This window comes from Bradyrhizobium sp. CCBAU 11386 (assembly GCF_028128955.1).
Classification (GTDB): Bacteria; Pseudomonadota; Alphaproteobacteria; order Rhizobiales; family Xanthobacteraceae; genus Bradyrhizobium.
In genome coordinates this window covers 26,731-39,941 of the sequence record NZ_LBKA01000001.1, presented here as the reverse complement: position 1 = coordinate 39,941, position 13,211 = coordinate 26,731, and the positions used below count along the sequence as shown (strand labels likewise).

The window sequence follows — 13,211 nt, the reverse complement described above, 5'->3', positions numbered from 1 at the left end:
ATCTCAAACCTCCGTCCAAGCCGGAGGCTTCTTCGCATAGCTATCCAGATCCCGAAGCAAGGGTTCCGGCTAAGCGCTTACAACCCACTAGCGACGCCTCGCTTATCAAAACAACGCTACGAACGCTGGTGATCCGCGGATACTCGCTCTTCTCCTCGACCAACCGCTAATGCACGTTCACAAGGTCGGGGCGCAAACTCTCATTTGAAATCTCTTCCCAGTGGCCTCCGATCCGGGCCACATTTTAAAGCCCGCCCGGCTTTCGATCGCCAACGCCGACCGACTTCTCATCAAATCACTTTGCTACGCAAGCATGTCCGTTAGCCGACCAGAGGACCTAACCCTCCGGCGGCGATGCCAGTTGATGCGAAGAGAGGGTTTTCGAAGCCTCGGCTGCGTAAGCTTGGCTAGCCTTAGCGATCTTGGGCCGCATCGTATTAAACAAGCGTATCATCCTCGTTTCCAATGAAAGATAGACTGCAACACTGACTAGAATGGACAGGAGTGTCCCTACCACCACAAACGCTTTGATGTCCGCCAGGGCGCCCAGCCTCTTCCATAGGGAATCCATAAGGAAAATTACATGCGGATGGAAGAGATAAAGGCTGTAGGAACAGCCACCAAGAAACACGAGCATGTTTTGGAGCCACGCACTTCGATTCTTGCTTGTTGTGAGAACGCAAATAGCCACAACGCTGAGAGCGCAACTAAATCTGATCAGGGAAGGAAACGGCTTTAGATAGTCGTCAGTCAGATTCGCTTGCAGAATGTATGCGACGATGATGGCGAGGCACACTGAAATAGGAAACGCAAACGACCAGAGTTGGTGGCGCGCCATTATATGCTCGCGGAGCATGGCCAACAGTATACCGGCCAGAAATTCGAGAATGATCGAATGCAACCAAAATCGAGGTACGATGAAATCTGCTCTTGTCGGCATAGGCGTTAGTACGAACACCGAGCCGGAAACAAAATTCCAAATCAAGCCAACCAGAACCAAGGAAAAGAATACAACGCAAAGGAAAACAAGTGAGGCGCGACGAGGTAGGTTGAGCGCTATGGCAAAGATGGAATAGAAAAACATCTCAAAGCACAACGTCCATCCCTGGCCAAGGATCGGAAATGGTAGTTTGGTGACCTCGTCAAAATAAGGAATGAAGAGCGCGCTAGTCAGGTATTGCAGTAGCGACCATCTTTCGAAATTGCCGGCTAAGAAATAAAGAGCCACATAGAGGATCGTCGCAACAAGGTATATTGGCGCTATCCTTATCCACCTGTTTTGGAAGAAGGCGGCAGGTGTAATTGTCCACCGACCTCCATCAGAGGATATGTAGACCATGATGAAGCCGCTAATTATAAAGAAAATGTCGACGCCAAGGCGTCCAGGAAACATCGGAAAGTGAAACGGCGTATTGGATCGCGCCGCTATCATCTTGCCGACAAAAGTGCAGTGATCGAGAACTACTATTAGCGCGGCGATGAATCGTAGAATTTGTACCGACTCGATCGTCTGTCTGGACACTTCGAATGCCTCTCCTGAAATCGACCCAATATAAACGCGGCGCAGTGCTGTAAACAAGAAAATTGGCACCACTTGCCGCCCCGACATTCTGCACAGTGGAGCGGCAGGTGTTGGCTCTTTTTGTGGCTGACTTGATCTTGGATATTAGCGCCGATAGCCATAGCACAGCGTCGTAATACACAATAAGAGGTGCAGCGCTATCGCCGGGGTCGAAGGCTCGCCGACCAAGGGTCTCGAACTACCCCTGGCATCGACCTGTCAACCGCCCTCACGATCGCGATCTTCTTCCATGGGGGCCGGCGGCTTCTCGAGCATGACCTTCTGATCGAATTTCTTGGCTACGCCCAGAATGTAGCCGAGGAAGACCAGGTTGGCCAAAGAGCCCGCCAGACTGAAGAGTGCGATCGGCACGATCGGGCCGGTCTTGACGAGGGCATTGATCGAGAGGGCACTGAACCTCACGATGATGCCCATGATCTCATAGGCCAGATAGGCGCTCTGCACGCGATAGACCGACACGGCGGCAAAGCTGGGCCTCGTGATGATGGCGGTCAGGAAATAGAATGCAAGGAACTGGCTGTATACGCCGGCTTCGGTCCATTTCGCACCGAAGATGAAGCTGAAGAGCTGCGGGCTCAGCAAAATGAAGACTGCGAACGGCAACGCCGTGATCGCGCACAGCGCAGCGGTTGCCTTTAGCAGCAAGGACCGCGTCTCCTGCCCATGATTGGCGAGCTCTGCCAGCCGCGGAAAGAAGATGTCGTTCACCGTCTTTGCGAGCAATGTCGCGGGAGCTCCCAATACGGAGTTGCTCAACGAGAAGAAGCCTGTTGCGACCGGTCCGTGAAAGATGGCCAGCAGCAGAAGCGGACTGCTCTGCGATATTGCGCTGACCAGGGTCTGCGGTGCTCTGAACACCGGAAAATCGAAATACTTTCGTGCCGCCAGCCGCAGCCGGCCCAGCGAGACCCGCACCGGCCAACGCTCTCCCCCAACGTTCAGCCAGAGCAGAAACACGATCGAGCTGAACGGGCTCGCCAGCAGAGAGACCAGAATCAGCGCAAACGGGGTTGGCCAGAACACGCCGACGAGGATCTTTGAAAGGCTGACAACGATCGCCTGGGCGATGATGACCCTTGCCGACGTGCCGTATCGCCGTTTCCGGATCATCCATTGCTGCGCCGCCTGCAGCAGCGCTTCAAAGATCACCTGCAGCGGCAAAATAAGCAGGAGAAGCTGTATGGCCGTCAGGCCATGCAGCATTTCCAGGTAGATGCCGACGCCGAGCAGCAACACCGTGGCGAGCGCAAGCGACGCAAGCACACTCACCCAGACGAGAGCCAGCGCATCTTCATCATCAGCCGGCAATACGATTGCCGCCGGATAGGTTAGCGCCGCGATTGGATTGGCAAGCCCAACGATCGCCATGAACGTGCCAAGCGCGCCAAACGCCGCCGGATCGAACAGCCGGCTCAGGACAGGCGAAGCGGCAACAGTGATGATCTGCGCCGCAGCGGTCCCCGTCAGAACCACCGCGATGCTGCGGATCAGGGGCCGGCGCCAGTAGCTGCGGATCAGGGTCGTAAATGACATGCGGGGTTAGTGTATTGCGGGATTGGGGTATTCGTCACAAGTTGCGGCTCGGTCTGGAACTTCAGATGTGACGACGTTCTATCCCGACCCAGTTCCCGGCTCAGTCAAGGAGGACAGTCCCGTGGTCGCGGCGGCATGGGAACACCGGGCTGGAGAAGGCATTCCGGCGCAGGGCCCTCAGGTACGAGCGAAGGTGGCGCTAAGTAGCACATCGGAGCGAGGGCTGGAAGGTAATCATCGCCCGAACGCCACGTCGCCTGACCTCAAGAGCTGCCCCGCGCCATTCCAGGGCCGCATAAGGCATTTTCACAGAGAACACTCAATGGAGGGATATAGTGGAGCCTGCATACACTGTGCGTTCGCGCGCGAACCAGTGTGGGCGAATGTTGTCTTTTCCGAGGAATGGATTGGGCGGCGATGCCTTAACCACGTCATCGTTTTCCACCACCACGCACCGCTTAAAACGAGAGCAGTTACATGGTAACAATTAATGCAGACAGCCGCGATTACCCTCCCTCCAGTGGTGGCAGCCGGATTGCCGATCCGCTAAAAGGAGAAAAGTTTGGCCTTTTGGCCCCCCGCATCGGCGACAGATAGATGAACCTGGCAAGAGCGGCTTTCTTTCTGCTCATAGCTACTCGGACCGGCGCCGAAATCGTCATCGGTCTCATCGGCAAAAGCGGCGACGGCGGCGAAGGAGGCTTTTCGCTCGGCGCGATCTTCAACATTGCGGCGCTTTCGATAGCAGCGGTAGCGCTGCTATACCGATCGCGCGCGACAATCAAGCTCCCGATACTGATCTGGGCGCCCTATCTTGTCATCGCTGTCGGTTCGCTCGCCTACACGTCCGAATTCGGCGAGAGCGCAAAATTGCTGCTGAGCACACTGACGTTCCCTGCAATTTTCCTGGCAGCGGTTGTTCTGCTCAGAACGCAAGAGGACGTCGCCAATCTGTTTCTGTGCATCATCTACTCGTCGTTCATTCCGACGCTGCTGGCTTTCTACGAACTGGCCGCCGGTGGGCTCGCGAGCGGACGGATCCAGTCGACTTTTGCGCACCCGAACATCTTCGCGTTTTATCTGGTTGGGGTCATATGCGCCGTCTTGTACTATAACCTCGTCGCCCACCGTCGAGCCCCGGTCCTGTGGAGGGCGTTCCTGTTCTCCTACATCTTGGTCTTGCTTGCTCTGCTGGTTGCGACCCAGACCCGGTCGGCCTGGCTTGCGATGGCCGCTTTCATTGCCATCTACGCCGTTGGCGTTGACCGCAAGCTGCTCCTATTCCTTCCGCTCGTCCCGCTTGTCCTCATGCTACCGGTCGTTTCCGAGCGTCTTCAAGACGTCGGTGGAAACCCTCAGGTCACCTTCGAGGAGCTTAGAAACGGCTCCGCCACCCTCAATTCCTATGCCTGGCGCCAGGCCCTGTGGGAGCGCGCATTGGCTGACTCGGCAGACGCTCGTGTGCTCGGCAAGGGCCTTGGAACGCTGGGAAAAAACGCGGTCCGCTTTTTCCCGCTTGCCGGTGACACGCACACCGAAGCTCACAGCGCCTACATCCAGACGATTTACGAACTCGGAATATTGGGTTTGCTGGGCTACCTAATGCTGTATGTCGGCGTTATCGTTGCGGTCTTTGTCTACAGACGGCGTGCCAGTCGTCTGGCCTACATCATCATCGGATTCGCCGTCGTAAATATGATCATCAGCTATTCGGATAACCTGCCCTATTACCTGTCTTATAATTGGTATGTTTGGGCGATGTTCGGTGCAGATTTCGCCTTGCGCTTTGGCGTCCTGAAACCGGCGGCGGCGAGGCGTCCGACACTTGTTCAGGCGCCGGCAGCCACGATGGCGGCGGTGCAACCGAGGTGATGCGTGGCGCACGACTTCACGACCTGTTGCAGCGGCAATGACACCGACAAGGCTTCGCTCGTGGGCGAGATTCTGCATTTGAAGTGATATGACCATGAATTCCCCACTGGCAGGAGCTGACGCTTCAGGTGCCGCGATGAGACCGGCAACTGGATTTCTCACCTTGGCGATCGGCGCCCAGGACTACATCAGCCAGGCTTATTACCTCGGGCTTTCGCTCAAGGCGAACATGCCGGGGTATCCGACCGCCGTGGTGACGGATGATGAGACTGGAAGGCTCGCCAGCGTGTACGACCACATCGTCCCGGCGCGGCGCTCGCTCGGTCGCGGCGTCCGGCAAAAGATGCATATCGATGAGTACACGCCTTTCGACGAGACGCTTTTTATCGACGCCGACTGCATCGCAGCGCGGCCGTTCGAGCGTGAGCTGGAAGAGCTTCGTGGGTTCGACTTCACGCCAGTGGTTGGAGTACATCTACGACTCGGCGATGAGGATGAATACTTCCTCGATTTGCCGGGCTTGATGCGGCGCCTGGATTTGCAGGCCCTCCCGAAGTTCAACGGCGGCGTCTACTTTTTCCGAAAGTCGGCGCTCGCCGAGAGCATTTTCAAGTTGGCGCGCCAAATCCAGAACGAGCCTACGGAGTTCGGACTGAAAGCGTTTGACGCGACCGGGCCGGGTGACGAGCCCGCCTACGCCCTCGCGATGGCACGCCACGAGATCTCAGGGTATGACGACGAAGGTCGTCTCATGCGCACGCCCGTCGGCCTGCGCGGCAAGCTATCGATCGATCCGGTGCGAGGGGAATGCGATTTCGTGAGGACGGAGGGCCGCGTGAGCCCCGCGATCTGCCATTTCGCCGGCGACCACCGTTTCATGCCGGAATATCACTACGCGCGGCTTGCGCTGGAGCTGCGCTGTCCGGTCGACGCCATTCCGGTCCATCTGCGCGTGCGGACCCGGCTCGATATGGCGCAGCAACGACTGCTCCGCCGCACACGGTGGCTTCGCGGCTCTGTTGAGAAACGTATCGGCCGGCTGTTCGCAGCGATGGGACTGCGTACTTCACTAAAGGAGCGAGCAATCCGCCGCTAGTCACGGCGGCTGACAGAATTCGATGTCATCTCTGAGAGCTCGTTTGCACGGGCACTCAACTCGATCGGTGCAATTTCCGCTTCAGTTACAGGCTTGAGGATATTTCGACGAGAACCCGTGAAGTCAGAATCGAATGGCTTCGGCCTTCATCGAACTGCCTGATAGCCCAATCGCTTTCGAGCGCCGCGGATCTTGTCGTTGATGTACTTTCTGATGCTTCCTGCCATCGTATGGATCTGTGCAAGAAGGCGCACGCTAAGGTCGATACTGTGCACGGGCATCTGGTGAGCCAACGAGTAAGCCGCCAACCGATATTCCGGCCGGAGCAGATATGGACCGGCAAAATGGCAAATCGCAGGAGAAACCACTCCATCGAACCGCTCGAATGAACAGCCCCCGCCGAGCGGCTCGATATGTATCCTTCCCTTCAGGCCCGTTGGGGTACGCATCAGCCGACCCCCGTCATGATATAACCTATCCACACCCAATTTGGCGAGCGCGAGCGCGAAGACTGTTTCCTCTCCCGGCCCTGAGTTGTCGAAGGCTTTGATCCCATACTGTCGGTAATTTGCGTGTATGTCCCTCGCGACCGTGAAAATCGATTTCGATAGATTGCCTTCCCTAAAAAAATAAACTCCACCGTTGAATTTGGGAAAGCTGCTCGCACCGATCGAGCGTAATGTTGCGGGCAAATTATCGATATACTCATCTTCGCCATCGGCTGGCGTGACCGTTTCTATTGCCGGGGTAAAGTCGAAGCTTCGTATTTGCTCCAGCTCATCGGGAAAAGGGCGAGTAACGATGCAGTCCGAGTCGATAAACAGCGTTTCCTTGAATGGGGTGTAATGATCCAAGAATACCTTTTGTACGACACCAATCGGAAGTCCGTTCAAGGGAGGAATAACGATATCGGCCGCAGCACCGAAACGCTCGCTGTCTGTCACAACAGCCAACGGCACGGTTGGCACATTCCTCCGGAGTGACGACAATAAAATTTCTGCTTGACGCAAATATTTCTCGTGCCCAAGTGCAATTGTTAATATTCCAAAATCCATATGCCCATTCGCCCGCAAGAGTGTGCCAGCTCACATTTTAACATGATGAGCGCAGATCGGCCCAGGCCGGTCAACCCTTCTACTGGTGTGCCGGGGCCGAGTTCGCGCTCGGCCTGTCCGGCCTACGAGTAACGCTGATCCATGATGCTCGAGCGAAGATCGCTAATAGCGATGCGAGCTCACTTGCGGGCTGTGCAAGGCGCTTCTCAAGCGTCGAGCCCTGCGCAACAGCTACTTCAACGGCCGAACGGACCGGCGCTTCATTTCGATTCCTTGAAGTAATCTTTGCTGCATCTTTGCTCATTAGCGGGTCTATTCTTTAGCCATAATGCAGCCATTTTTTCGGAGACCGGCCTCCTTGGAGGTTGCAACTGGCTGAAAATCATGCGAAATTTCGTGTCATTTCTTTTTTCAACTCACGTTTTCTATGTTTTTTTTCAGCGGACATCATGGCGCTTGTTAGCATCTATATTCCCACCCATAATCGGCGAATATTACTTGAAGGCGCCATCAACTCGGTTCGCGCTCAGACTTATCAATCCCTGGAGATCATAGTCGTCAACGATGCATCGTCGGATGAGACGAGAAGCTATCTTGATCAAGTGGCGCGGACAGAACCCCGTCTGGTGGTTATCCATTCTGACAGACCTCTGGGTGCCGGTGGGGCTAGAAACGCGGCTCTACGGAAGGCATCAGGAGAGTTCACAACCGGCCTCGATGATGACGACCAGTTCGCGCCAGATCGCATTCAAACATTCATCACAGAATGGAGTGCCCTTGGCGTCGAACAGGAGCGAACCTCATGCCTGTTCACCGACAGCATAATGAAGGATGAAACACGATCATTCGTCACGACCGATCGAAGAGCGGAGGTCGCCTACTCCGATCTGTTTCAGCATAACTTTATCGGCAACCAAGTATTTTGCCCGACGCATCGTTTTCTGGAAATCGGCGGCTTTGATGAAAATCTGCCAGCGTGGGAAGATCTTGACCTCTTCATGAGATTGCTCAAACGCTACGGGCCCGCTCGGCGAGTGTCCGGGGCAAGCTACATTTGCCATGTAGAATCGAGCAGACAGCGCATGTCGAGAAATGCAGCGAAGCACTATTTGGCCTATGAGAAAATCGTAGAGAAGAACCCAGCCCAGACGCCTCGGCAGCAAATCGAACTGTTCTTACAACTGTTTTCTCCGTTTTACGGCACGATCCCGTCAGCGTCTGATTGGTCTCGGATGTTTCGACTTGGGGCGCCGCCAGCTTTGCTTGTGAAGCTACTGAAGGCTACGGTTCGGAATAGCCTTCGAAAGTTTCTCTGACCCCCGCAGGATGACGACAAAGGACTGATCTGGGACACCGCCCTCAACAGCACAGCACAAACCGCAAGAGCGCGTGGCGGTCCTCCACAGATCATGCTCAAGCTACAACGCGACGATGGTCTCGCAATTTAGGGCGTCGAGGTGCTGACGCTCGTTGCGCTCAGGCCCGACGTAGTACCACTAAAATAGTTTGTCGTCGGATTGGTGATGCTGTTCGCCACGAAAGTCTGCAGCGTGCTTGATCCGCCGAACTGGTTGGTCAACGGGTTGACCTGACCACCGCTGGCACCGCCCGAGACACCGCCGGCGCCGCCACCAACACTCCCGATCAGCTGGTTGCCGGTCACCGCGGCATATTGCTGCTTGGCGTCGGTGGAATTCGTTCCGGCGATCTGCGTTTGAATGTCGCTGGCAAAGTTGGGATCGGGCCGGATGCAGGCGTTGGCGGCGAGTCCAAGGCCCGTTCCAATCGCCTTCTGCAGCGCAGGGCTCGTAGACGGGTCGGTCTTCAAAAGGTTAATGATCAAGGGCAACGTAGCAGGGTCGCTGACAAGGAGATCGCGGACATCGGATGTCACGTCGTCGCCCGTACGCGGTGAGCCAGGACTGCCAAGAAGGGACGCCGGATTCGCCGTGAAATCGGAAATCTTCTGCGGGGATGCTGTCCCCGGGCTGCAGGCCGCCGAGGCGCGCTGCACGCCTCCAACCAAAGCCACCAAAACGACAGCTGACGTCAAAACCCTCAAAGTACGAGAAAACCCACGGTGCATTGCCACTGTCATCGGACACCAAATTGTCAAACGGCGCTCGCCGCAAATGTTAATAACTAGTTGATCAAGATAGTACATTCTTATCCGGGCGTCCAGCGATCACAGAGTCGCCCACGTCTCTCGGTCACTGGACGCTTGCGCCAACCCTAGCCCCACCAGCACCATGACAATGATCGCGAATCCCGGGATCTGCAGGGAAAAATCCAGCAACGAATGAAGCAGCCCGAGCGTGGCTGCCCAAAAAGCCATCACAGGAAAGATACGGTCGCGACGGCGGCGGATCATGCCCTGTGCCAGACGGGTCATTGCGACCAGCCAGACGACAGCGACTAAGCCGGCAAACGGCAGGCCCATTTCGGCCGCAAGCTCAAGAGGCGTGCTATGGGTGCGATCCCAGACACCTTCGACCGCGATATTCGGGCTGCGATACTGGGGGAAAACCCAGCGAAACGTCCCCAGCCCGGTACCGAGAAGAGGGTAGTCCCAGATGATCTGCAGCGTGGACCTATAGGACTCGATCCGCCCGCCGTCAGAGAAGCCGCCCGTATCAAAGCGGGCACTCACCGATCCGCCCAGCACCGAGCTCAAAAGTATGGCTGCGCCGACAACCGCCGCAGCGGCCGTCGCCGCGCCTCGCCAGCTGCCGAGCACATCGCGGTAATATGAAATCACGCCTCCCCCCAGCGCCAGCAGGGTCACACTCGTGCCCAGCCGCGAGCCGGTCATGAAGGTTGCCGACAGCACCAGGAAGAAAGCAACCAGACAGATTAGCGTTCGGCGGGACGGACGTCCGAGCAGCGCCTGGATGACTTGGCGTCGCGTCACTTCGCGGAGCCTCAGGCTCCTCGCGCAGAGGAGCAACCACGCCAAAGCGCAGGCGCCAAGATAGACAGCGGCGGTATTGGCGTTGATAAAGGTCGTGGTCAGGACGTTCCGATAGGCAACCTTCTCAAGCCACAGCACGTGATCTGGCGCAACCAGAAAACTGGCAATGCCATAGACGGCATAAAGCAGGCCCGACCAGGCGAAGGTCTCCACGAGCAATCCCGCAGACCATCGGCTTCGTCCGAGGCAGACGCCACAGAACAGCGCGAGGGCGTTGGCGATCTGCGCTCCGGCTGCGATAGCGGGCAGATCGCGCACTGCGCTGATACGCGGGGGCAGTTCGACGCCAAGCAGTGCTGAACTCTCGCGCCAGATTGGATGGGCGAGCGTCACGAGCGACGAAGACAAGGGAAGGAGCTGCAGCCCGATCACCAGCAGCCAGCAGATGATCACAAGACCAAAAACAGCAAGCACGACACCGTCGCAAAACGAGCCCCGCCGCCACGTTGCGAGCGAAGCGATTGCTGCCAATAAAATCACCCAAACAGCAAGGACGTTGTTTTGCACAGAGCCGAACATCAGGGGTACCAGGGCAACCACCAGGCACAGACCATAGGTCGCCAGTCTTTCGCTGGCAGGTATGTCGACAGCACTTTCCGTCCGCTCCCCGGATGCGACCTTCCGTGGGATCGCACGTGCCTGCAAACGCCCGGACATGGCTAATCGGCCTGCATCGATCGCGACCGCTTGCGATACACATCCGGCACCAGCGCGAAATCGATCGCCGCGCGCAGATTGACTGGGTCTGCGATCAAGCGCTGTTGCAACAGTAGTTTCTGGAAGTCCTGCCATCGCGCCAGATCAAGTTCAGCCATGCGGGCGCCGAAAGGCCTGATCAGGTCGCGCTGCTGCTCGAGCAAGACGATCACGTTCTGCGGACGTGCGCTTGCCCCCAACGCCTCGGCAATGACCTCGGCCGTTCGATTCGGATTCAGATCGGCGCGGGCCCAAGACGCTAACAGCGCGGAGACAAAGGCTTCGGCGACACGGGTGGAATTCGCGAGCATTTGCGCCGAAACGATGTAGACACTTCCTGGAATGTGGATGCCAAAGGCACCTGGATCGAGTGTTCGATACGATACATTGAGGCTGCGCAATTCTGCTCCCTCAATCTCCTGATAGCCAGGCAGGACGTCCACCGCACCACTGATGAGCTGTGACACCGTGCTCGACGCATCGGTTACCTTGACCAGACTGCGCTGGACCCCGTTCCGGCTGATCAGAGCTTCGACGACCAGTCCAACCTCGCTCGACGACTTGCAAGCCAGGGACTTGCCAATCAGATCGGAGGGACTCCGCAATACTGTGGCATCGAGCACGAACAAGCGGACCGAATTCGCGATATAGGAGGCAGCGATCGCGACAATTGGCAGGCCGGCCGCACGCGCCCGCAGGAAGCCCATTGCGGAAACATGCCCGACGACCTGGTCGCTGGCCACAACAGCCCTGGCGACCTCTTCGTCGTCAGCGCCAGCCTCAAGCCGCGGCGACAGCCGGACCTCTTGGAAAAGGCCGTCACTGACGCCGAGCACGACACCGGCCGCGGCTACGTTCAACGGCCCGTTCCATTTGATGACGATCGTTTGCGCAGCCGATCCGCTCTCTCTGATCGCAGCTGGAAGCGATCTCTTAATGCCGAAGCTAACCACGATCAGGAACACGATTCCGGTTACCAGACCCAGCATCAGAACGCGTAGCGGGAGGTTTCTCAGGGCAACCGATCGCCCGGCTCGCGCACGAGACGCTCCGCCGCGGCTCGACCTGTCACGGTGGCGTCTAGTTGACATATTCCCGATATGAGTACTGAAAGTCGGCGTACGGGAAAATGCCCAGAACGTGCTGCTGCCGTTTGTAACCACCGACCGACATTTCGGAGCAACTGGTGGTCTTGAAGTAGCAGGCGCGGATCCGAATCGCCTTGCCACAATGATTGTCTAGGATGAGGATGTGATTGAATATGTTCTTGTTGAGCGTCTGCCTTTCGACGTTCGGCGAAACGAGGAGACACGGCCTACTGGTCGGATCGAGATTGCGCTGCCGCACGATCGTGAAGCTCTTTTGCGGCGTCGACGGCGCATCGGTCGCGAACTTGCCATTGCCGCCGATCACTTCTTCGGACAGGGGCTGACTGGCCAGGCTGGCCTGCCCCAATGCCGGAGTACTCCCTAGGCAAACCACGCCAAGCAAAAACGCCGAGAAGGCATCGCGCAAAATAACCATGTCGTCAGGCCAAGACCACATTTTGTTGAGGTGGCAGCGTGGTGGCTTTGTCCGAATCTTCATCACGCTTTATCATCTTATTCCCTTCGGAAGACGGGTGCTCACATTTTCCGATTATGCCCAATCTAGCGGCGCCAACCCAATGGATCGCGTAAGGTCACTCCCGGGACCGCGAGATCCACGCCTTCGGCGCGCATCATGCGCGCGAAGTGATAGCGCATAGCGGGATCCGTCCCCTCCAACTCCCGCAGCAGCCTGTCGCGAATTGGCCAGCCGGGACCAAGCAGGTTGCGCACGGCTACTGCAAGCAGGCCCGAATTCACCAGTGCCGCGAATTCGGTCGACACGGCATGTCTTTGATCTTCGGCCAACAACTCATAAACTGCCAGAGCATACGCGTTCCGGCGGACCGCGATCCAACCCTCAACCGGCGCTTGCCGATATGACATCGCAAGATTTTCAAGTTCATGCCCAGCCTCCTCGCCTTGGTTGATCCGAACCCAATAACGCATGAACCAAAGAAAACCTTCGGTGGGCGCACATGCAATCGCCCGATCGACCACAGCGCGGAGCGCCTTCAGATGCCGATCCGCCAGCTTTGGGTCGGCAGGCCCGATTGCCTCCTCATGCAATCGGGTGCGGATGACCACGTCGCTGCGAAGCTCAAGCGCGTTGCATAACCTATGCGCTTCCGCTGCATCCAGGTCGGGTACCAGCGCGTCAAGCCCGCCGAAGCGATCCGATGCCAGGATCCGCGTCGCAAAGCTGTTCAGCCGGGTTTCTTGGTCGGGATAGAGAACAAAAGACGAACCCCAGCTGCCTGCCAGCAGGCAGCCGCAGGTCACCAAAAGCTTCACTGTAAGTGAATCGCCCGGCATCCTT

Annotated in this window: 11 protein-coding genes; 3 read left to right on the top strand and 8 right to left on the bottom strand. The window is 57.2% G+C overall.

The genetic code is table 11. The annotated features are described in order from the left end of the window. Positions 1-337 precede the first annotated feature (337 nt). Positions 338-1,579: an acyltransferase family protein gene (locus XI09_RS00185; RefSeq protein ID WP_271565150.1), complete on the bottom strand. Its 1,242-nt coding sequence runs from the start codon at positions 1,577-1,579 to the stop codon at positions 338-340. A 201-nt stretch (positions 1,580-1,780) separates the two neighbouring features. Then, on the bottom strand, positions 1,781-3,115 hold the full coding sequence (locus tag XI09_RS00180; protein WP_271565149.1) for an oligosaccharide flippase family protein: 1,335 nt from the start codon (positions 3,113-3,115) through the stop codon (positions 1,781-1,783). 597 nt (positions 3,116-3,712) lie between these two features. On the opposite strand from XI09_RS00180, the gene XI09_RS00175 reads away from it, so the two are divergent. Both XI09_RS00175 and XI09_RS00170 read left to right on the top strand, forming a co-directional pair. Then, a complete protein-coding gene (locus tag XI09_RS00175; RefSeq protein WP_271565148.1) occupies positions 3,713-4,987 on the top strand; it encodes an O-antigen ligase family protein in 1,275 nt (424 codons plus the stop codon). Between the two features lie 163 nt (positions 4,988-5,150). After that, positions 5,151-6,083, top strand: a complete 933-nt coding sequence (locus XI09_RS00170) for a hypothetical protein (RefSeq protein WP_271565147.1) — start codon at positions 5,151-5,153, stop codon at positions 6,081-6,083. A gap of 146 nt (positions 6,084-6,229) precedes the next feature. On the opposite strand, the gene XI09_RS00165 is transcribed toward XI09_RS00170, so the two are convergent. Beyond that, a complete protein-coding gene (locus tag XI09_RS00165) occupies positions 6,230-7,138 on the bottom strand; it encodes a hypothetical protein (protein WP_271565146.1) in 909 nt (302 codons plus the stop codon). Between the two features lie 365 nt (positions 7,139-7,503). Between XI09_RS00165 and XI09_RS00160 the strand changes: the two genes are divergently transcribed. Next, a complete protein-coding gene (locus XI09_RS00160) occupies positions 7,504-8,454 on the top strand; it encodes a glycosyltransferase family 2 protein (protein WP_271565145.1) in 951 nt (316 codons plus the stop codon). Between the two features lie 128 nt (positions 8,455-8,582). On the opposite strand, the gene XI09_RS00155 is transcribed toward XI09_RS00160, so the two are convergent. The 5 genes from XI09_RS00155 to XI09_RS00135 form a co-directional block, all read right to left on the bottom strand. After that, positions 8,583-9,302, bottom strand: a complete 720-nt coding sequence (locus tag XI09_RS00155) for a hypothetical protein (protein WP_271565144.1) — start codon at positions 9,300-9,302, stop codon at positions 8,583-8,585. A gap of 21 nt (positions 9,303-9,323) precedes the next feature. Then, positions 9,324-10,766, bottom strand: a complete 1,443-nt coding sequence (locus XI09_RS00150) for an O-antigen ligase family protein (protein ID WP_271565143.1) — start codon at positions 10,764-10,766, stop codon at positions 9,324-9,326. A gap of 2 nt (positions 10,767-10,768) precedes the next feature. Continuing rightward, positions 10,769-11,794, bottom strand: coding sequence for an ABC transporter substrate-binding protein (locus XI09_RS00145; RefSeq protein ID WP_271565142.1), 1,026 nt, complete (start codon positions 11,792-11,794; stop codon positions 10,769-10,771). A gap of 91 nt (positions 11,795-11,885) precedes the next feature. Further along, entirely contained in the window at positions 11,886-12,392 is a 507-nt protein-coding gene (locus XI09_RS00140) for a hypothetical protein (protein WP_271565141.1), read from the bottom strand. 62 nt (positions 12,393-12,454) lie between these two features. After that, positions 12,455-13,186 carry a hypothetical protein gene (locus tag XI09_RS00135; RefSeq protein WP_271565140.1) on the bottom strand — a complete coding sequence of 244 codons (732 nt, stop codon included), beginning with the start codon at positions 13,184-13,186 and terminating at the stop codon, positions 12,455-12,457. Positions 13,187-13,211: the final 25 nt, after the last annotated feature.

Coding starts and splice junctions, on each gene's coding strand:
- XI09_RS00180 (WP_271565149.1), bottom strand. CDS start 3,115: ATGTCATTTACGACCCTGATCCGCAGCTACTGGCGCCGGCCCCTGATC.
- XI09_RS00145 (WP_271565142.1), bottom strand. CDS start 11,794: ATGCTGGGTCTGGTAACCGGAATCGTGTTCCTGATCGTGGTTAGCTTC.
- XI09_RS00175 (WP_271565148.1), top strand. CDS start 3,713: ATGAACCTGGCAAGAGCGGCTTTCTTTCTGCTCATAGCTACTCGGACC.
- XI09_RS00140 (WP_271565141.1), bottom strand. CDS start 12,392: ATGAAGATTCGGACAAAGCCACCACGCTGCCACCTCAACAAAATGTGG.
- XI09_RS00155 (WP_271565144.1), bottom strand. CDS start 9,302: ATGTACTATCTTGATCAACTAGTTATTAACATTTGCGGCGAGCGCCGT.
- XI09_RS00150 (WP_271565143.1), bottom strand. CDS start 10,766: ATGTCCGGGCGTTTGCAGGCACGTGCGATCCCACGGAAGGTCGCATCC.
- XI09_RS00165 (WP_271565146.1), bottom strand. CDS start 7,138: ATGGATTTTGGAATATTAACAATTGCACTTGGGCACGAGAAATATTTG.